Here is a 20998-nt window from a genome sequence, read left to right on the forward strand (position 1 = left end):
TACTTCTTAGTTAATGACCTTCAAGAATATAGCGCTCTGCTCGTTCAACCCGCCGCGGTTTACCCACAATAACCAGCACATCACCGACATGTAATTCGATTGTATCTTCTGGCTCGGCAATTTCTTTATTGTCGCGACGTAAACCTTTGACCCGAATACGCAAACGTTCTGCATCGAGAGCTTGTAAGGTTTTACCCACAGCAAAGGCCTTGTTAGTTAAAATGACGGCGTGCATAAATTCTAATTTATCTTTTTTGCTGTAATCTAACTCGGTGGTTTCGCCCGGGAAAAAACCATGCATATTGCCATAATGACCTTTCCTTTCTTTTTGCACCCGCTTCAGAATACGTGACATCGGCACGCCAGATAAATGCATCACCTGTGAGATCAACATTAAGCTCCCCTCTAATATCTCTGGCACCACTTGTGATGCCCCAGCGTCGAGTAACTCTTGCATACGATAATCTTTGCGGGTGCGAACAACGATAGGTAGGTCAGGATATAAACTGGATATCAATTGAATGACACTTTTGGCTTTTTCATGTTCATCAAAAGTGATCAGCACCAATTTGGCTTTTTCAATGGCAACGGAGCGTAAAATATCTTTTTGTTTTACATCACCAAAATACACTGGCTCTTGTGCACTTTGACTTTCTTGTACCCTGATAGGATCCGCATCCACCACCATATAAGGAATGGCTTCCGTTTTTAATAAACGACTCACTGACTGCCCCACTCGGCCATAGCCGAAGATCAAAATGTGATCGCACATAGCTTGATGTTCAGCCAACATCTGCTCTGTCCCTAACACTACAGGCACGGCTTCAGGGCTGATGCGCCGTGCAAACTCATGACTTTTATCAACCAACCACGGGGTCAGCGCCATACTCATGACCCCGATTGTGAGTAACAACGAACCTTGCTCAGAAGACAGCAGTTTATGATCGACCGCCAAAGCTGCTAAAACAAAACTAAACTCCCCCAACTGACATAGTTTAAAACCTGCCGCCCAGCCATCTTGTTTATTTAGCCCCACAAGCCAAGCGGACACTCGAATAAGCACGATCTTAAGAAGAATAATCACCCCTAAACCAAGCAAGGCCCAATGCAATTGCCCCGGTAAATTATGTAGCTCAAGACGCATACCGATGGTAATAAAAAACAACCCCATCAAGATATCACGAAAGGGTCTTATATCTGCTTCAAGCTGATGTTTATATTGGCTTTCTCCCAACATCATGCCTGCTAAAAAAGCGCCCAGCGCCATCGACAAACCAAATGAAAAGGCCAAACCTGCGGCCATAAGTGTGACCATGATGGTGGTTAATACAAAGAGTTCGTCAGTTCGAGTCCTCGCTACTTCACTGAATAACTTAGGTAGTACCCATTTACCGACAGACATGAGTATGGCAACCACGAGCACGCCTTTGATAAAGGCCATAACAATAGCCAGCCATAGACTATGTTGCGCATCATTGGCTAATAAGGGAACCAAGATCAATAAGGGCACCACGGCCAGATCTTGTAAGAGTAAAATACTCACTGCGATTTGCGCACGAGGCGTATTGATAATACCTAAATCGCTGCTTTGCTTGATGACAATGGCCGTTGATGACAGGGCAATTATGCCACCAATGACTAAGGCAGTTTTGAGCTCAAATCCAAGCACGATAGCCAGCACCATAAACACTAAGGTGGTGAGTAGCATTTGGCTCAAGCCCACCCCGAATACCAGATGGCGCATGGCTAGCATTTTAGGTAGAGAGAATTCTAAACCTAACGAAAACAACAAAAATACGATGCCAAGTTCGGCAAAATTTTGCATATCTTCAGGATGTTCAAACAGAGCGAGTAAATCCGGACCGGCCAAAATTCCGCAAAATAAATAGGCTAAAATGGGGGGTAAATTGATACGTTTAAATACCCAAACCGTCGCAACAGCGACCGCCATTAGTATCACGATGTTGGCCAAATTCCCGTGCATATTCACCCTTGAGTAAGTCAATTGAGTGGTATTTAAACACTAGGCACAATTTTTGCTCTAGCATTCTCAAGCAATACAAAATTTAGTTAGCCGCCAAATTATTGGCAGGAGTTTCTCTTGGAACAACTCAGTCCGTTTTATGATGAAGGTATCAGTGATACCCGCTTTAATCTAGAACATTTCAATCAGGGAATGAGCCAAACAGACGTGAATCAGTTTATGCATAAGTTACTGAGCACGATAGATTTGTCGCGTCTAAGCGAAGTGTATTTTCAGCAGCTACAAGTCCGTTTAAGACTTGAGAGTATTGATATTCAGTTTGCTGAAAAAACATTGAGCTTAGGTTCCAAACGTCCACAAACTCACCCTAAAACCTTAAGCTGTTTACGCAGTGGCGATACTTTTGCGAGCATTCACTATGGCTTTAATCGTGCTTTATCGGTAGGCGACTGGCAGATATTGCAACAAATGCACATGTATTTTTGTAATCCGCTGAATAACGCGCTTGAACACTACAAAATAAAGCAATTTGCCATGAAAGACTTTTTAACATCTTTAGGCAATCGTGCCAGCTATGATGAGGCTTTGAGTCGTTTAATTAGCCAGGCAGAACGTCATCATGCCCCCTTTGGTTTACTCGTACTGGATTTGGATAACTTCAAACAAGTGAATGATCAATACGGCCATAATGAAGGTGACAAAGTGCTGATCGCCTTTACGCAAACGCTACTGCATTGCTTACGAGATACTGACTTTGCGTTTAGATTTGGCGGTGATGAGTTTTGCTGTCTCTTACCCGATACCACTGCGCCCGATATTCAAGTTATTGCTGAGCGGATAAAAGCAGCCGTTACGCACACTGGCTTATTACGCAAATACAATGTGTCATGCAGTATTGGTAGTACGCTTTATCAACGACACGATGTAGCAGCAACGATGTTTGCTCGCGCCGACTCTGCTTTATATCAAGCGAAACAAAACGGCCGAAACTGTATTAAAGTGGCGTAGTCTTTTGCGGTAGCAGCGGCAAGAATTTGCCTTGTGGCGTTTTTAAATAGAGAAGAATGGCAAGTAGGTGGCGCTTTTAAGCTAGCGCCACAGGTTGAGTTAAACGCACCACCGCATGTACCCTTTCCATAATATGCTGGAAATCAATCCCAATATCTAAGGTGACAACATCAGGCTCCGCATGAGGTAACTCTAAAGCGGCATATTGACTGGTCAACAAGCTAATGGGCATAAAATGATCGACCCGCTGTTGCATACGGCGCTCTATGACTTTTTGCTCGCCGTACAGATGAATAAACAAGGTGTTGAAACCCAAATTACGAAAACGCTGGCGATGATGACGCCGCAGACCAGAATATGCCATAACGGTATTCTGCAGCGGTTCGCTGGTAATTTTATCAGATAAGCGCTGCAACCAAGGCTCTCGCATGGCATCAGTTAAGGGTTTACCTGCGGCCATATGGCGCTTTGATTCAGTTGAGTGAAAATCATCGGCTTCAATAAATCGATAAGCAAGATCGTGGGCTATTTTTGAACCAACAGACGATTTACCGCAACCACTTACGCCCATAATAATGATAAGTTTAAGTCTGGTATCAGACTGGCTATGTTGAAAAGACATCTTGAGCTCCCTGCACGGAATAAACACTTAACGGCAGTTGCACCCTAACCTGATTTCTGCCTCTGCCACAAAATCGCCTCATACAGTGCACCTCTATCACAGGATTATCAATAAAAACTTACTGTTTTTATCCGCATAATTCAGATAGAAATAAACCCAGTATTGAGACGTTAATTACCGGTTAAGGCTTCTATAAAGACCTTGTCGATTTGCTGTTTTTGCCCTTTCGCGACGAGTTGCTCTAAGGCTACATTAAACTTGTTGATCCACTCCTGCGCATGCGGATAAGATTTACTCATCACAAAATATAAAGGCTCGGTAGAGAGTTCTTCGGGAAATATTTTTATGGGCCCGTAAGGTCCGTCGGTCTTATGTAATTTAGTCGCTTTAATATAGCCGTTGGTTAAACCCGCATCACTCCAGCCACGTTGTACTTGACCAACGCAGCCTAAGCCGTCTTTAGCTCGGTTCACTGTCATGGCAAATCGCTCAATAACACTTTGTTCAGCCGCACCAATACTATAACCATGCGGAATGCATAAGCGCTTTCCCCTGACTTTTTCGATGGTATCAATGCGTGAATCTTGGGCCACATAAAGGCGAATAGGCACGAAGTTAATTGGCTGAGAATATAAAAAATGTTCACTGCGCTCTGGCGATTTTATATAAGGAAAAGCGCCAAATAACTTAGCTTCCTGAGTCCATTTTAGGCCTCTGTCCCAAGGCAGCACTTCAAAATGCGCTTTGACTGCCATCTCTGAAAAAATTGCTTCAAGCAAAGCCTTAGACCAGCCACCATACATAAATGATGAATCGACAAAGGGAAAGTAGCCATCGCCTGTGGCAATGTTTATCATACTAGCGCCCGTGGGCTCAGTTTTGTCTTGAGCCTGACTTGCATTAAGCGGAGCGTATAGCACGAGTAGTAAGACAAACAGAATCAAATTTACTGCTCTATGCCCTTTAGTTATATTTTGTATCAATCTTAGCGTCCTGTTTTAAGATTTTTCTTTGCAAAACATGGTAGTTTTGCTTACACGCAGAAGGGTAAAAACGATGCGTGCGCAATTTATCACAACAGGCGCAATTTTTGACCAAAATTTGTATTTTATTTAGGACCATAAAAGCATCGGATTAAACAACAACTTGAGCCAAGTCATAAGTTAATTAAGACTATATCAGCGAAGTGTATTCGAACATAAACGAGACCAAGTATTCATGTTAAAAATCATTGAAATTAGTGAATTACAAACGGGCATGTTTGTGACTCGCGTGGTGAAACAAAAGGGAAAATTAAGGTTAGCTTCCAGCGGAACGGTCAAGCGAGAAGAAGAAATCACCAAACTACAAGAAAAAGGGATCCTAGAACTTGAGATTGACCTGAGCAAAAGCCTGGGTGAACAAAGCGGTTTACATGACTTGAGTATGCAAGAGTTTAGTAAAGACTATGGGCAGCAACTTGAGCATTCTTTAAAAATATTTGAGCAAGCAAAAGATATTCAAAGCCGTTTGATGGATCGGATTTCCAAAGGAAAAATTGCAAACTTAGAAGCGGTAGACGAATTGGCTCACCACTTGTTAGAACGTATTTTCGATAATGAAGATACGATGAGCATTGTCACCCTTGTCAGTGAAAACGACCAATACTTTATCGAGCATAGTCTGAATTGTTCGATCTTAATTATGTTGTTTGCTCGTCACCTAGGTTATGACGAAGAGGTGATGCAAGCGCTGGGAGTTGGGGCATTATTGATGGACATCGGCATGCTTAAATTGCCCTTGTTGTTAACCGAAAAACCAGAGAGTTTTAACCAAGCCGACACTCAAAAAATGCAAAAGCACGTCAAAGTGGCGTTGGACTTAGTAGGCCAACTAGACGATATCTCTGATATTAGTCGTGAAGTTATTGAGCTGCATCACGAACGGTTGGATGGTTCCGGTTACCCTGAGGCCTTAACCGAACAACATATATCGGTTTATGGTCGGATGGCCGCAATTGTTGATGTCTATGATTCTCTCACCACCAAACGCCCCTATCGCGATGCCTACAAACCTGCCAGTGCTCTTCTGTTGATGACGGATGACATTCCAGGCCTTGATCAAAAGCTATTAAAAGCGTTTATTTCTTGTATAGGTGCAAACCCCGTTGGCTCACTGGTTAAGTTATCCAGTGACAAGTTAGCGATCGTGTTAAATCGCAATAAACGTAATCCACTTAAACCGATTGTCATGGTGTTTTATGATTTGCAAACTAAGCAAAGCGGTGAACCTTACCCCTTAGATTTAGCAAAGTCTGAAGATGTCATCAAAGGCAGTATTGATCCTGCCGATTTTGGGGTGAATTTACAGCAGTTTTTGATACAAACCTTCAGCGCAAAATAGCCGCAAGTCTCTACCAATCTGTCATCGCCATCATGCTAAATTCGTGGCCTTGATAGTTCAGTATCACATGCTGAGAGGCAATTTGAATGATGCGAACTTTGTTGTCGATCACATCCCCTTCTAACATTCTTTGACCATTGACTCTGACCCAGCGATCAGCTGGGTTAGACGCGAACATGTGTGCTGAAAACGACATACTCGGCAACTCATTCATCACCCAAGCTGGTAATTGATCTATTCGGGGTACATTTTGTGAGCCTGATTGATGAGTTGGTGGTGTCAGGGCTGGTGAGCGCTGGATCTGACTATCCGCTTGGTTAAAGCGCTCAAGGGACTCGCGACTACTTTGCCCGTTTGCGGCTTCTTTATCCATCTGTTTAATGACAGTTTCAAAACGCTTGAGCAATTCAGGGGAGAGTTGAGGTTGAGGCTCAGGCTCGGCTTTAGGCTGCACGCTCTCTTGAACAATGGCTGGTTCAACATCTTGTTTTACCGGCTTTGTCTGCTGAACAACAGGCGCTTGCATAACTGGCGTTAGCTCCTTTGGCACCTTCTGAACTGGCTCAGCCGCTAAGGGCAAGGACTGGTTAACGACTGGCTCATTATTTTGAGCGCTCTCAATGAGAGTGGCATCACTGGCGCTTACCGCGTGTTGAAGGTCAACATCGTTGTGAACCTCAACATTGGCCGCAGTTGTTGAAGTGAGTCGGCCATCTGTGACCACCAAGGGGCTACGTAAACTCAGCACATTTGGTATATAGGCAATAGCGAAGCCAAAGGCAAAACCGCCCAGCATCATCGCCAACAGCAAAGTGTAACGTTTAGCGTAAACTTGCCACGCCGACGGGATGTCCTGCACAGAAGGCAAAAACAAACTGCGATTAAATTGATCATGCAATTGGCTGTCTTGCCTATTTTGAATACCTGAACCACTTTGCAATAATTGTAAGGTCGCTGAGCTATGGACCACGGGCGTTTCAATTTCAACGGTTTGGGTCGGATCAATTTGCACTTCCTGAATACCCATTTCAATTAAGCCTTGGATCATCTCAACACTGGTAACTAAACCTGACTTGCGAATTTTAAGAGGGCCATTTTGTTTAGTCACTTGTACAATAACCATTCCCGGCACAAGGGACGCTGTTGCAATACAGTTATTATGCATAAAGTCGCCCTACCCAAAAACCTAAGATGGCAGCGCCGATAAAACTGGCCAGCATAATATATGTCCAAGGCTTGCCAACACGCTGCTTAACCACATCATCCCCCAGTATTTGCTCAGCCGCAGCGTAAAAAATATGCTTTTGAACTACAGGTAACTGTTTGGTAAAGGTGAGCGTTAAGGCTCTGTCGCAAAGCAAATTAATCACTCTTGGAATACCACCAGTAATTTGAAACGCAGCCCGCAGTGTGGCGGGGCTAAAGATACTAATATCGCCATTAGCGACCCCGAGTCGATGACCGATATATGACTTAACTTCAGTGGCGGTTAAGGGCAACAAATGATAACGAGCCGTAATCCGCTGAGCTAATTGGCGTAACTCATTACGCTTGAGGAGCTGCTGTAATTCAGGCTGACCAATCAACACCACTTTAAGCAGTTTTTCACGATGAGTTTCTAGGTTCGTTAGTAAACGAAGTTGTTCTAGAACTTCGGGTTGTAAATGCTGGGCTTCATCTATTATCAGAACGGTGTTCATTCCTAACTGATGGTTTGCTGCGAGTTTTGCCAAAATCAAATCGGTAAAATACTTGAGGCTTACTTGCTTATTTTCGTGTTCAATGCCCAATTCATCACAAATAGTGGCCAACAACTCGATAGCTGACAAGGTGGGATTGAGTATCATTGCCACTTGGGTATTTTGCGGGAGTTGCTGCATTAACTTGCGAGATACAGTGGTTTTTCCGGTGCCGACCTCACCTGTTAACATCACAAACCCCCCGCTTTCGCGCAGGCCAAAAATCAGATGAGCTAAGGCTTCTTTGTGGCGTGGACTCATGTATAAATAATCAGGATTAGGTGCGATAGAAAAGGGATTATCCGATAATCCAAAATAACTCAAATACATAGTTTTACTGTGGCCAGCCCGTGTGAAAGTTGCGCAGCTAAACTAACCAGTAAGGCTGCGCTTGTCAAAGGGACAAGACCTTGATTTACGATCTTTTTATCCCCTTAGATTGATGCAATTAGCCTTGATTAAGGCATAATGTTTGGGTCAAGCCTTTAAAAATAAAATCAACAACATGCAAGTTTACTTAGTCGGTGGTGCAGTGCGCGATAAACTGCTCGGCCTTAAAATCAAAGATCGCGATTGGGTAGTTGTAGGTGCTACGCCAAAACAGATGCTGGATCTTAACTATCAGCAAGTAGGGGCTGATTTTCCGGTATTTCTGCATCCTAAATCTAAAGAAGAATACGCCCTGGCTCGTACTGAACGAAAAACAGGCCAAGGCTACAACGGTTTTGAATGCTATGCCGCCCAAGACGTTACCTTAGAGCAAGACCTACTGCGTCGCGACCTCACTATTAACGCCATGGCCTTAGATGAGCATGATCACATTGTTGACCCCTACCATGGGCAACAGGACCTAGTAGACAAAAAGCTACGGCATGTTTCAGCTGCATTTATAGAAGACCCCCTACGAGTTTTCAGGGTCGCTCGGTTTGCTGCCCGTTATGCAGCACTGGGCTTTACTATAGCTGATGAAACCATGGCGCTGATGCAAGCGATTTGTCACTCTGGCGAGATACAGCATTTAAGTGCAGAGCGAGTATGGCAAGAAACCGCACGCAGTCTATCTGGTCCCTCACCAGAGATTTATATTGATGTATTAAAACAATGTGGCGCACTTAATGTGTGGTTTCCCGAACTCGCTACACTATGGGGGATTCCTAATCCAGAAAAATGGCATCCCGAAATTGACACAGGTGTCCATACCCTCATGGTGTTACAACAGGCGGCTAAGCTGAGCGAAAAACTCACCGTGCGCTTTGCCGCGTTGGTTCATGACCTTGGCAAAGGGCTTACACCAGAAAAATACCTGCCCTCCCACCCTGGCCACGAAAAATCCGGTTTATCCGCCATCAAAACCTTGTGTGAACGGATCAAGGCTCCGAATGATTGCCGAGAATTAGCGATGATAATGAGCGAATACCATACCCATGTTCATCGTGCCTTTGAACTCAAAGCCAGCACTATCGTAAAAATGTTCAGTCAATGCGATCCCTGGCGCAAGCCTGAGCGCTTTAAAGAATTTTTACTGGCTTGTGAAGCGGATGCTCGTGGGCGTACCGGTTTTGAAAATCGCCCCTACCCCAATGCGGATTTTATTTGGCAAGCCTATCAAGTTGCTTTACAGGTTGATGTAAAAGCCATTGTTGAATCAGGATTAAAAGGTGAGGCGATCAAACAGCGTTTAACTGAATACAGAATAAAGGCAATTAGCCACTTAAAAGCCACTTATCAGCATTAAGTCAAGATTACTGTGAGTTGTTCCTCGATTTATCCTGCGCAATTCTGCCGTCATAAATCGAGAATACCGCTATTACCCGCCGCTAAATGTAACAAATGTTGCTTCTCACCTGTACTCAAGTCCAAAATGTAATTAAATTACAGAATTATTAAGTCTTTTTTTAAATATACTTATATCAATAAGGAATATAACAAGAGCAAAAATACATAAAAATCATAAGCTTAAATAATGTTAACGCATTAACAACCCTAATTTACAAAAGCTTAATTAAAGCTATACAAAGAAAAAACAACATTTTTTTGTAACTTAATTACTATTTGTTCCGAGAGTTGATGCATTAAACAACTCATATGATTGAACTAATTAATTAACGAGGTATTGAATATGAAAAAGTTACTTGTTTCTGTTGTTGTTGCCGCTGCTAGCTTGTCATTCAATGCTACTGCTGCTTTAGATAGCGCCAAAAAAGTTAAGTTTGTTGGTGACACTGAATTTGCTAGTTTCTGCAAAGCAGCTGTTAACAATGATGCTAGTTTGTTCAAACGCGCTGTATCTAAGCAAGTTGGCGTTTTTGCTAACTCAAGACAACGTGCTCTAGACCTAGTGCTAGAAAACGTAAGCTGTGATGGAAAAAGCATCGCTGAGTTCTCTGAAACTCGCCAAGCGACTAACGTTATTGATTTCATCAAAAACGTTAAATAAGACCTAATTTAACTGAATCTGCTGTGCGGTATAGCACAGCAGGTTTGTTAAATGCTTTTTTGCTACACCGCTCAATGTAAAAGCCTTTCTAATGTAGCATTCTAGGGCGTCATCCTTGCTTTTCCGCGCAATAATTCGTTTACCATTCACTGCTTAAATGTTCTTTTTTAATTCCTAGGTTTTCGGTCATACAGGTTTTGGTTCCTAACCTTTGGGTATTGAAATTCAATAGTGTATAGCGCATGCTTTTTGTCTCGCTAGATATCCGCTAATTATGGCTTAGACAACATGACTCAAACGGTATCTCAACTAGGCCTGCAAGCCTCACTATTGCAAGATGGTCATCAGAAACCTGATACCTGCACAATTTAACGCACAGACTCGCAAGCTATTTAACGAAGTCGCGTTAGAGATCAAATATCTCGCAATCAACCTTCAGTGAAAGCGCCGATATCGTTACAATTAAAAAATCGCTTTTATCGAACACACTTCGTGACCCAATACACCGCCTTGTGCTAACTTAAGACAGTAAGAAAAGGGCAGTACAGCGCCCTCTTTTTTGCTTTTTTAGCCTTTTGCTTTTTAGTCTTTTGAACACTCCAATGATGAACAGGACCCACTATGCTAACACCCACGCAACTTGCCACCATGCTCGCACTTCAAAACAGCATGAACATCAAAGTCAATCCCAATTGGTTAACAGCAGGTTACGCTTACCTTCGTGCGGCGATGATTGAATCAGTAGAGGGGATTGAACATCATGGTTGGAAGTGGTGGAAAGCCCAGCACAAAGATCTAGCCCAATTGCAAATGGAATTAGTCGACATTTGGCATTTTGCTTTGTCACACATCATTATCGAGTATAACGGCAACATCGAGCAGTCTGCGCAAACCATTGCCGAGCAACTCGAATCTAAACGCACAAGTCTAGTGTTTGATGGTCAAGACTATGATTTTAGTCGCTTATCAATACTTGATAACCTTGAATTGATGGCCGGTTTGTGCGCGGCAAAACGCTTTGATGTGCCCTTATTCATTAAGATTGTCGAACAGGCTGAAATGGACTCAAACGAGTTATACCGCCAATATGTGGGCAAAAATGTGTTGAATTTTTTCCGCCAAGACCATGGCTACAAAGAAGGCACTTATCGCAAAGTTTGGCAGGGCCGCGAAGACAACGAACATTTAGTAGATGTATTAAACAGCTTAGATATTAGTCTTGCAGACTACAGCACTCAGGTATACAGCGGCTTAAAACAGCGTTACCCAAACTAAATAGCAAGTAAGGAGACCGCTAGGTGGCACTCAACATTCTCTATCGTGGCCCCGCTGAACGCGGGCAACATTGGCAAACCCTGTTTGCGCAACATTTGCCGCAAGTAAAATGGCACAATTGGCCAGAAATAGAGGACAAATCAGCCATTGATATGCTGGTTTGTTGGATCCCACCTAGAGACTACCAACAGGATTATCCCAACTTAAAAGTACTTTTTTCTGTAGGCGCCGGCGTTGACCAACTGAATATCGCTACGGTGCCAAAAGAATTACAAGTGGTCAGAATGTTAGATCCCGGTATTCAACAAGGCATGACAGAATTTGTACAAATGTCGGTACTGAATATCCACCGAGACACACTCGCTTATGTGAATATGAACCAACGAGGCCAGTGGCAGCAACTACCTGGCGTAAGCACAGCAAAGCGTCAAATAGGCATCATGGGATTGGGCAATTTAGGCCAAGCTGCTGCGCTCGGTTTACAAAATTTAGGTTTTAGCGTTCACGGTTGGAGTAAAAGCCCAAAGGTTCTCCCTGATATGCAGTGCTTTCATGGCAACGACCAGCTTAAGGTATTTTTACAACAAAGTGACATTGTGGTGTGTTTACTGCCTCTTACCGATGAAACCCGCGGCATTTTGAATCAACACACCCTCGCTTGTTTACCAAAAGGCGCCAGCGTGATTAATGTCGGACGTGGCGAACATATTGTTGAACATGATTTACTTAACTTATTGAACCAGCAACATTTACGCTATGCAGTACTCGATGTCTTTGCCAAAGAGCCGCTACAAGCAGACCATCCATTTTGGCAACACCCGCAAATTTGGGTTACGCCACATATCGCGGCCATTACCCAAAATGATAGTGCGGGCCAAGCCCTGCTTGCCAACGTGCAACGTTACATAAACAAAGATACGATGGTGGGTGTGGTTGACCTCAATGCTGGGTATTAATGTCAGCAATGAGGTTTACGAAGTGCGGCTATTGCGCTTTAAACCATAATAAATAGCCGCGCCAGTAAACGAACCGGTAAACCAGCCATATTGGTAGTACCATACAAAGTATGAGTGAAACAGTGACGCTAAGGTCAATGCAACGGGAATAGCGAAAGCCAATAAGCCTGCTAGGTTGAAGTTAGGGTAACGCCCGCCTTGTTTGTACAAATCGACTAAGTCTAATTGCTGACGCCTGATAATAAAATAATCCACAATCATAATGCCTGCTATCGGCCCAAGAAGGCTCGAATACCCTAACAGCCAGTTTGAATACAGCGCTTCGACACTGCGATCAGATTCGATCCAATGTAACTTTTTTAACAGCTCCCAGCTCATTAAAGCAATACCAATCAAACCAGTTAACAACACGCCCTTGGACTGATTGATAAACTGGGGTGCCATATTCTGGAAATCATTAGTAGGCGATACGATATTCGCTGCGCTGTTGGTGGATAAGGTTGCTATGATAATCATTACCATAGCCAATCCCACCCATAAGGGGCTGTCAATTTTACTAATTAAGTTGATGGGATCCGAGATCGTTTCACCCACCAATACAGTGGAAGCAGAGGTTAAAATGACACCCAGAGCGGCAAAGAAAAACATGGTCAAAGGCAGCGCCACCACCTGACCGATAACTTGATCCTTTTGTGATTTAACATAACGACTAAAGTCTGGAATGTTCAAACTCAGGGTGGCCCAAAAACCTACCATCGCGGTCACACCGGCCAACATATATCCCAACACAGGCTCACCCTCAGGCCTTGATGCCGGTGTCGCTAATAAGGCTGGCACATCGATTTGTGGCAACGCCCACCACATTAAGCCAGCGCTGACTATAACCAACAATGGGGCTGACCAATTCTCCAAATGTTTTATGGCGTTTTCACCTTTTAACACCACCCAGATATTAAGAGCCCAGAAGATAAAAAAACCGTATACCTCCCCTACACTGCCAAGTTCAGCCCATGAGGGTAGTAAGGCTGAAAACAACAAATGACAAGCCAAACCACCAAATAAGGTTTGAATACCAAACCAACCACAAGCGACAAGAGCACGAATTAAAGCAGGGACATTAGAGCCATACAAACCAAAGGAAGATCGCAGTAACACCGGAAAGGGAATACCATATTTGGTGCCAGCAAAGGCATTGAGCGTAAGCGGTATAAGCACAATCAAATTGGCAACTAAAATGCTTATCAGTGCCTCGGTGACCGACAAACCAAAGTAAGCCGTTAATACACCGCCCAAGGAATAGGACGGCACACAAATGGCCATGCCAACCCATAACGCCGCCACATTTGTTTTGTGCCAAGTTCGCTGCGCTATTTTAGTGGGAGCAATATCCTCATTATATAAGGGGCTCAGACGTACATCGTCTTGCACATCTAGTTCAACAAAATCCCCTTTTAGCTGCATGGAGGATTTTTTGCTTACACCCGCGTAATCCTCTATTTGCATCTTTCTATCCTTTATTTTTAAATAAAATGAATACACCTTCTATGTTGAGTGTTTAATTTATATCCAATTGGAAGTTTGATGCAATGATTAAAAAAGTCATTTTCCTTCAATTGTTAAAACTGCATGATGAGATTTAGTAACGCTCACTTTCAAACCAAATAACCAACGCGTAAGCCAGGTTCTGCGCACCACTTCATAGCCGACTAAGCAACCTAGTGACGTAAGCAAAATAAGGATTGGTGCTTCTAAGATTGCAGGCAGATCAAACGGCAAAAGCTGCATGGCAAAAATAATAATCAATGTTTGATGAAAGATGTACCAAGGTAAAATCGCTTCATTGGCATAGGACAAAAAGCGATTTGAAAAATTTAAATAACGTCCCGCATAGCCAATCAGTGCAAAAATCCATGCCCAATGATTAATACTAAGTAATAGGCCATGAGCAAATTGAATAAGCCAAAGTTGATCAAGCTCATCGCCCACATCTAAATAGCCGTGACGATCCATGATTAACCACACATATCCCAAAAGGGCAAACAGCGCAAAGACTCGGCGTTTCGCAATTAAGCTTTGCCATAAAGCGCCAAAATTAACTAATAGTGCACCTGCGAGAAAAACAAAAAAGTAATGGGCATGGTTGTACCAATCATGTAATAAGTTGTGCGTGCTGGGGAAATGCCGACTTAAGGTAAGCCAAGTAAACGCGCTAACAATCAGTAAAACACTGACAAAAATCCACAGAGGAATAGAATTTGGCCCCCAGCGCAGCAAGAGTAAATTGATTAATGGCCGCCCCATCAAAAACAGCATGCTGTACACCCACAAATAGGGCAAAAACCAAAGATGATTCCATGTAAGCAATCCGATGGATGTATGTTTCTCTGGTGCTAAAGCGGTATCAACATTCCAGTATTCTTGCAAAAACGACCAGTAATCCATTGTCAGTCCCGCGTTTTGCTGTAATTCATAGAATAATTGCGGGGCTACGATGAAGTACATAGAGAAAATGAGGGGCACAAATAGGCGGTTACTGCGCAGCCTAGCCAGACGCCAGCCAGCGTATTTATGACTGACTAAAGCCAGTGCCAAACCTGAAATAAAAAATAGCAAGGACATGCGCCATTGATTAGTCATTATCATCAAGTCTTGCAACCACTCACTCTGATTCGGACTTTTCACGTGCCAGCCCCACTCGAATACATAATACATACCTACGTGATATAAAATTAATACAGCAAAGGCCAAAGTGCGCAGCCAATCGATATCGTAACGACGTACATTTTGTAACGCTTGTTCTTGAGTCATAACAGTCCCTGCAGTTAAATACTGTGGTAATTTTGTAGACATAAACACAAACATCACAGAGCTAGAGGCCCAACGGTTAAGCCTTAGGGACAAGTGGTGGATAATAGGGATGAGTTTGAGTGACTTTATTTGAACGGTTCGATGCCAATAAAAAAATCTATCTTAGCGTACTCATTATTGGCTATTTGTTGATTAACAATACCATCAATGCCACCTCTGACTGGATGGAAACCACGCGCGAAGGCACACCTGATTTTGCCATGTGGGAACCCTTTATTTGGGAATATTCTAGCGCCTTGAGCAACATTATATTGTTACCACTGGTATTTTATATATGGCAACGTATTCCCTTACGTTTAAGCCATATCAAACGACAACTCGCACAACATCTGTTTATTTCATTGTTATATTCTGTAGCCCATGTCAGTTTAATGGTGTTAATGCGCGAAGGGGCATATTGGCTAGCCGATGGTAACTACAATTTTGGACCAGTCCTGCGCGAGTTTTTTTATGAATACCGCAAAGATGTCTGGGGCTATGTGTTTTTTGTCATTCTGTACCAGCTATATCAGTTTATTTATCGGCGCTTAAAAGGCGAAGCCAACTTGATAGACTCAGAACCACCGGAACATGACATAGTCGAGGTGCCAGAGCATCTGTTAGTCAGAAAACTCGACCGAGAGTTTTTAGTCAAAGTGGCGGATATTGAATGGATGGAATCCTCTGGCAACTACGTTAATTTATATAGTGGCGGCAGAATTTACCCTTTACGTGCCACCCTCGCAGACTTGACTGAACGCTTAAAAAGCAAAGGTTTTAGCCGTATTCACCGCAGTCATGCCGTAAACCATAATGCCATTGAACATATCAGTTATGTGCCAAGCGGCGACGGCGAAATTCAATTAAAAAGTGGCCACAAACTCAACCTATCGCGACGCTATAAAGACGAATTCAAGCAAAGCCTAAGCTAGTTTAAAGCCGTAAATCCATCATATTGTACTGAATGGCAGAACACTTATTTCCAACCTTGCAACCACACATTTGAGTCTTGTAAGTTTTGCCATTGAATGGCTTGTTCGCGCTTATTCATAATGGCTTCAATTACACATCCAAGTACTTCACCTTCTTCGTCAAACTCGACCTTGGTGATGATAAAATGCTTTTCTTTATTTATTGGCATCACTGCAGTCCACTTGGTATTGAGTAATTTTTTAGGGTTAACTCTATTCACAGTTGTCATTGTCCTAATAAAGGTAAAACAAATAAGGTCTGGCTAATAAGGCTCTTGTAAGCGCTAGATTACGATTTAGATCGTTTTTAAGAGAGGGCTTGACTTAATTAAGCGTAATGGCCTGTGTTTTGCTGTATTTCTCAAAGCAAGTCACAAGCGTTACCCTAGGACGATACATGCAAGTACTTAACACGCCGCTCTCACTTTTTGATTACATTTCAAATTCAAGTAAAGCTGACTCAAGCTTAGCGAGTTTAGCCGCCAAACAAAAACAAGATGTCGGTAATGATATCCGCAACCTGCAACGTGATATTGCCACGGGTGATTTGGACAGCACCTTAGCGCAAATTCAAAGTGGAGATACCAGCTTAAACCTACAGAGCCTAGAGAACATGTTCAATTTTAACATGTTTAGCGTGAGTAAAGACTTACAACAAGTCGCGCAAGATTTGGGGATTGAGGGGTCAGTAGACCTTAAACATATCGATGGGTATTGGCAAGTACAACATCAGGCTCTACCCGATGACCGAGCGATGCAGCAGTTGCAGACGTACTTGGATCGTAATAAAACCCTGCAAAAGCAATTAGATACCCTTAATAAGTTGGCTGAATTAATCGAGTTGGGCACATCGCAGCAGTACGCCAAACAATTACAAGAAGCGGATATCAGTGAGCCTGATGTGGTGGCTTATCTAACTCAAGCACGCGAGTATTTATTTAATATCGATAGTTTTACTTTATCCAATCAGCGGCTAAACCATAACGCTCGTGGTGAGGCAACACCCTTTTTCGAAGAGCTAAAGCAGACCTTGGGGCTTAGCGAAGCAAGCACTAATTCAGCAAGGTAGGTTGCCTTTAGCGGCAACTACCTGCCCGTGCTCAAAGCCAAGCAATATAGCCGGCAAACTTGATCTAAAACAAAGTCACCGTTTTATTGCGCGATATAGTTATTTTACATTTTGTTAACTTTTCGCGGTAACTACGATGGCCATTGTTTATTTTTGGGGAGCGGCGCAAGAAGTGACTGGCTCTTGTCATTTAGTCGAGTCAGCAAGTTTTGGAAAGCTATTACTTGATTGTGGTATGCATCAAGGTGGAAATTCAATTGCGCGTATAGGCGATGGTCATTTTGCTTTTAACTCTGCCTCTATTGATGCGGTGATACTGTCTCATGCTCATCTTGATCACAGTGGCATGTTGCCCAAATTAGTACACGACGGTTTTACCGGACCGATTTATTGCTCTTTAGAAACCGCTGACTTGTTAGTGGTCATGTTGCGTGATTCAGTCAGTATTTATATGAGCGATCTGGAGCGGGAAAATCGCCGCCTCGCCCGAAAAGGCAAGCCCTTGCTCGAACCTGAATATAGCGAGCAAGATGTACTGCAAACACTGAGTCAATGTGTCGCGCATCCTTATAAAAAACCATTTCACGTAGCCGATGATGCCTCAGTTTGTTTCCACGATGCAGGGCATATTCTAGGCTCAGCTATAGTCGAGTTAAAGTTTACTGAACGCGAAGAACAAAAAACCTTGGTTTTTTCCGGTGACTTAGGTAACAAAAGCGCGGTATTAATGAAAGATCCTAGCATTCTCACGCAGGCTGACGTAGTCCTGATGGAGGGAACTTATGGCGATCGCAACCACAAGTCAATCGATGATACCGTTAATCAATTAAAAACGGTTTTGCACGACACTGAGGCTAGGGGCGGCAATATTATGATCCCCGCATTTGCCGTAGGGCGCACTCAAGAGATCTTGTTTTACTTGGGTTGTTTACATCAAGAGGGCTTACTAGATAACTGGCAAGTGGTGTTAGATAGCCCTATGGCGATTGAAGTTACTCGTGTATATGACAAATGGTTTCATGCCCTTGATCGCAGCGAAATTGAGCAAGCCAGCCCTCATGCTCACTCTATTTTAAGCGATTTTATTCCCCGTTTGTTTTTATCGGTTTCACCGGATGAATCCATGCTGGTGAATAAAATAAAAAAAGGCGCAATCATTATTGCGGGCAGTGGAATGTGCACAGGTGGCCGCATACGGCATCATTTTAAACAACGAATATGGGATGCCCGTAACACTGTTATTTTTTGTGGCTACCAAGCAAATGGTACGCTAGGGCGCTTATTAGTGGATGGGCTATCGCGCTTAAAACTGTTTGGCGATGATTACGTCGTTAAGGCTCAGATTGAAACACTGGGTGGTTTTTCTGCACATGCCGGTCAAAGCGAATTAATTGAATGGCTCAGCCATTTCGACACCTCACCTAAAGTAGTGTTAGTGCATGGCGAGCCACAGGCACTAGAAACACTGGCGCAAAAATTATGGACTGATAAAGGCATCAGAGCGCTCGTTCCAAGCCTCGGGCAAAGTATGGTCTTTTAGTTGGTTTGATCCAATCTTGTTGAGCTGGGGCTCAGTCACAGAGTTTCAGCTCTTTCTCTGCAACTTATTATTTACGCTTCCCCCTTATTGCATCATTCAATTAAGTAAAATCGACTTAGCTGATTGAATTGGACGCAAGGCGCTGTCACTTTATCTTTTTTCGGCAGTAAAGCGACACTGGCAATGCTAAAGTCTTGGCGATCATCCAGCTTGTGTGTTTTGTGCTAGGGGGCCAAAAACGCAGAGCGGATAAACACCATTACAATAAAAACGATGAAAGGGCTTTTAAAATGAAAAAGATCAATACTTTGTTTCCCATGACCTTACTCGCACTATCTATGCTCGGTTGCAGTGAAAATAGCACATCAAATCAAAGCCATACAGCCAACGCTACCAGCGCAGTGAGCACCCTAGCTGAAAGCGAATCCACCCGTTTAGCGACGTATTTTGCAGATATGTTTGAACAAGACCTCAAACGCTCACCCCAGTCTCAAAGTTATCTCGGCTATAAGTGGAACTACGATAGTTGGGATCAAATTGATGAAGCAGCTAATGATCAAACCCAGAAAATTAGAATACAGCGTTTAGCCGAGTTACAAGGCTTTGATGAGACAAAACTCACAGAGTTAGAACAACTGAGTTTATCCATTGCTAAAATCGATTTAGAGCGCAAACTGGCAAACGATAAATTTCGTCATCACACCTATATTATGCATCAGTTCAGTGCTGTGCATACCATGGTACCCAGCTTCTTGATAAACATACATAAAGTCGAAACCCCAAAAGATGCACAAGACTATGTATCGCGTTTACGAGGCACAGAGCAGCTTTTTAAACAAACGATCGACCAATTAAAAATTCGTGAAGAGTTGGGCGTATTTCCGCCTCGCTGGTCTTATGATCAAATGATCCAAGCCTCACAAAATGTGATCAGTGGTAGCCCGTTTGATGATTCAGATAATACGTCAACCATTTGGCAAGATTTTCAAAGCAAAGTAGCTAAGCTTGATATCGCGCCAGCGCAAAAAGAGCAATTTTTACAACAAGCGAAAAGCGCCTTACTGGAGACAGTGCAACCGGCCTACTTATCTTTGATTGAAGCACTTAACACTCAAAGAGCGCTCACGCCAGAAGGTGACGGCGTATGGCGATTACCCGATGGCGATAGTTGGTACGCTAATCGATTAGCATGGTTTACCACGACAGATTTAACCGCTGATGAGGTGCACAACATCGGTTTGCAAAATGTAGAGCGTATTCACAATGCCATGCGAGATATTATGCAAACCGTGAAGTTTGAAGGCAGCTTAACTGAATTCTTCGAATTCATGCGTAGTAGTGAGCAGTTTTACTATCCCAATACCGATGAGGGTAAGCAGGCCTATTTACTTGAAGCCAAAGCCTTGATTGATACCATGGAGTCTATGCTACCGGATTACTTTGGTTTGTTGCCAAAAGCCCGCATGGTCGTTAAACAAGTTGAACCCTTTAGAGAAAAATCCGCTGGTAAAGCCTTTTATCAAAGCCCCTCAAAAGACGGCTCTCGACCAGGCACCTATTACGCAAATTTGTACAATACTAAGGACATGCCAACCTACCAGATGGAAGCGCTGGCCTACCATGAAGGTATTCCCGGTCACCACATGCAACGAGCGATTGCGCAAGAGCTAGATGGGATCCCTGAATTCCAAAAATACGCTTCGTTCACTGCTTACACTGAAGGCTGGGGTTTGTATTCAGAAGAATTAGCCAAAGATATGGGCTTTTATAAAGACCCCTACTCTGACTTTGGTCGCTTAGCGATGGAGTTATGGCGCGCATGTCGCTTAGTGGTCGACACAGGTATCCATGCTAAAAAATGGAGTCGAGAACAAGCCATTGAATATTTGGTGGCCAATACCCCTAATCCAGAAAATGACTCGGTGAAAGCAATCGAAAGATATATTGCCATGCCCGGCCAAGCTACTGCCTATATGATCGGTAAGCTGAAAATCATGGAATTACGTGAATACGCCAAAAACAAATTGGGCGATAAATTCAATATCCGAGATTTTCATGACCAAGTGCTTAAAGATGGCCCAGTACCACTGAATTTACTTCAAACAAAAATAGAGTCATGGGTCGCTAAACAATTATAAAGCTAGCTTAAGTCAGTTTTAAAAATCCGG

18 protein-coding genes are annotated in these 20998 nt (G+C 43.2%); 10 read left to right on the forward strand and 8 right to left on the reverse strand.

Features of this window, described 5'->3' with window-relative positions; all coding sequences use genetic code 11:
* Positions 1-10: 10 nt before the first annotated feature.
* Entirely contained in the window at positions 11-1984 is a 1974-nt protein-coding gene (locus ACEN2L_RS03955; RefSeq protein WP_441741874.1) for a cation:proton antiporter domain-containing protein, read from the reverse strand.
* A 117-nt stretch (positions 1985-2101) separates the two neighbouring features.
* On the opposite strand from ACEN2L_RS03955, the gene ACEN2L_RS03960 reads away from it, so the two are divergent.
* Positions 2102-2992 (forward strand): GGDEF domain-containing protein, encoded by an 891-nt coding sequence (locus ACEN2L_RS03960; protein ID WP_441741876.1) that lies wholly within the window; start codon positions 2102-2104, stop codon positions 2990-2992.
* A gap of 76 nt (positions 2993-3068) precedes the next feature.
* Here the strand turns inward: ACEN2L_RS03960 and ACEN2L_RS03965 are convergent, their stop codons facing one another.
* Positions 3069-3614 (reverse strand): gluconokinase, encoded by a 546-nt coding sequence (locus tag ACEN2L_RS03965; protein WP_441741877.1) that lies wholly within the window; start codon positions 3612-3614, stop codon positions 3069-3071.
* 170 nt (positions 3615-3784) lie between these two features.
* Positions 3785-4471 carry a substrate-binding periplasmic protein gene (locus ACEN2L_RS03970; RefSeq protein ID WP_441741879.1) on the reverse strand — a complete coding sequence of 229 codons (687 nt, stop codon included), beginning with the start codon at positions 4469-4471 and terminating at the stop codon, positions 3785-3787.
* A gap of 361 nt (positions 4472-4832) precedes the next feature.
* Between ACEN2L_RS03970 and ACEN2L_RS03975 the strand changes: the two genes are divergently transcribed.
* Entirely contained in the window at positions 4833-5996 is a 1164-nt protein-coding gene (locus ACEN2L_RS03975; RefSeq protein ID WP_441741881.1) for an HD-GYP domain-containing protein, read from the forward strand.
* Between the two features lie 10 nt (positions 5997-6006).
* Here the strand turns inward: ACEN2L_RS03975 and ACEN2L_RS03980 are convergent, their stop codons facing one another.
* Positions 6007-7161 carry a general secretion pathway protein GspB gene (locus ACEN2L_RS03980; protein ID WP_441741883.1) on the reverse strand — a complete coding sequence of 385 codons (1155 nt, stop codon included), beginning with the start codon at positions 7159-7161 and terminating at the stop codon, positions 6007-6009.
* Positions 7154-8065 carry an ExeA family protein gene (locus ACEN2L_RS03985; RefSeq protein WP_441741885.1) on the reverse strand — a complete coding sequence of 304 codons (912 nt, stop codon included), beginning with the start codon at positions 8063-8065 and terminating at the stop codon, positions 7154-7156. The genes ACEN2L_RS03980 and ACEN2L_RS03985 overlap by 8 nt, the downstream gene beginning before the upstream one ends.
* Positions 8066-8207: 142 nt before the next feature.
* Between ACEN2L_RS03985 and ACEN2L_RS03990 the strand changes: the two genes are divergently transcribed.
* The 4 genes from ACEN2L_RS03990 (at position 8208) to ACEN2L_RS04005 (ending at position 12403) form a co-directional block, all read left to right on the forward strand.
* Positions 8208-9470 carry a multifunctional CCA addition/repair protein gene (locus tag ACEN2L_RS03990; protein ID WP_441741887.1) on the forward strand — a complete coding sequence of 421 codons (1263 nt, stop codon included), beginning with the start codon at positions 8208-8210 and terminating at the stop codon, positions 9468-9470.
* A 384-nt stretch (positions 9471-9854) separates the two neighbouring features.
* Positions 9855-10172, forward strand: coding sequence for a hypothetical protein (locus ACEN2L_RS03995; protein ID WP_306021428.1), 318 nt, complete (start codon positions 9855-9857; stop codon positions 10170-10172).
* Positions 10173-10793: 621 nt separating this feature from the next.
* Positions 10794-11447 carry a dUTP diphosphatase gene (locus ACEN2L_RS04000; RefSeq protein WP_306021427.1) on the forward strand — a complete coding sequence of 218 codons (654 nt, stop codon included), beginning with the start codon at positions 10794-10796 and terminating at the stop codon, positions 11445-11447.
* A gap of 23 nt (positions 11448-11470) precedes the next feature.
* Positions 11471-12403 carry a 2-hydroxyacid dehydrogenase gene (locus ACEN2L_RS04005; RefSeq protein WP_441741890.1) on the forward strand — a complete coding sequence of 311 codons (933 nt, stop codon included), beginning with the start codon at positions 11471-11473 and terminating at the stop codon, positions 12401-12403.
* Between the two features lie 15 nt (positions 12404-12418).
* Here the strand turns inward: ACEN2L_RS04005 and ACEN2L_RS04010 are convergent, their stop codons facing one another.
* Positions 12419-13906 carry an NCS1 family nucleobase:cation symporter-1 gene (locus ACEN2L_RS04010; protein WP_441741892.1) on the reverse strand — a complete coding sequence of 496 codons (1488 nt, stop codon included), beginning with the start codon at positions 13904-13906 and terminating at the stop codon, positions 12419-12421.
* A gap of 96 nt (positions 13907-14002) precedes the next feature.
* Positions 14003-15211 carry an acyltransferase family protein gene (locus tag ACEN2L_RS04015; RefSeq protein WP_441741893.1) on the reverse strand — a complete coding sequence of 403 codons (1209 nt, stop codon included), beginning with the start codon at positions 15209-15211 and terminating at the stop codon, positions 14003-14005.
* 119 nt (positions 15212-15330) lie between these two features.
* Between ACEN2L_RS04015 and ACEN2L_RS04020 the strand changes: the two genes are divergently transcribed.
* On the forward strand, positions 15331-16182 hold the full coding sequence (locus ACEN2L_RS04020) for a LytR/AlgR family response regulator transcription factor (RefSeq protein WP_441741895.1): 852 nt from the start codon (positions 15331-15333) through the stop codon (positions 16180-16182).
* A gap of 44 nt (positions 16183-16226) precedes the next feature.
* On the opposite strand, the gene ACEN2L_RS04025 is transcribed toward ACEN2L_RS04020, so the two are convergent.
* Positions 16227-16442, reverse strand: coding sequence for a TIGR02450 family Trp-rich protein (locus tag ACEN2L_RS04025; protein ID WP_441741897.1), 216 nt, complete (start codon positions 16440-16442; stop codon positions 16227-16229).
* A gap of 176 nt (positions 16443-16618) precedes the next feature.
* Between ACEN2L_RS04025 and ACEN2L_RS04030 the strand changes: the two genes are divergently transcribed.
* From ACEN2L_RS04030 to ACEN2L_RS04040, 3 genes are all read left to right on the forward strand, one after another.
* The gene (locus tag ACEN2L_RS04030) at positions 16619-17290 is read left to right on the forward strand and encodes a hypothetical protein (protein WP_441741899.1); all 672 of its coding nucleotides are present in this window, start codon (positions 16619-16621) and stop codon (positions 17288-17290) included.
* Positions 17291-17426: 136 nt separating this feature from the next.
* Positions 17427-18830, forward strand: coding sequence for an MBL fold metallo-hydrolase RNA specificity domain-containing protein (locus ACEN2L_RS04035; RefSeq protein ID WP_441741901.1), 1404 nt, complete (start codon positions 17427-17429; stop codon positions 18828-18830).
* Positions 18831-19120: 290 nt separating this feature from the next.
* Positions 19121-20968 carry a DUF885 domain-containing protein gene (locus tag ACEN2L_RS04040; protein WP_441741903.1) on the forward strand — a complete coding sequence of 616 codons (1848 nt, stop codon included), beginning with the start codon at positions 19121-19123 and terminating at the stop codon, positions 20966-20968.
* Positions 20969-20998 lie beyond the last annotated feature (30 nt).

The organism is Flavobacterium sp. W21_SRS_FM6 (assembly GCF_052119645.1).
In the GTDB taxonomy this organism is placed as follows: Bacteria; Pseudomonadota; Gammaproteobacteria; order Enterobacterales; family Alteromonadaceae; genus Paraglaciecola.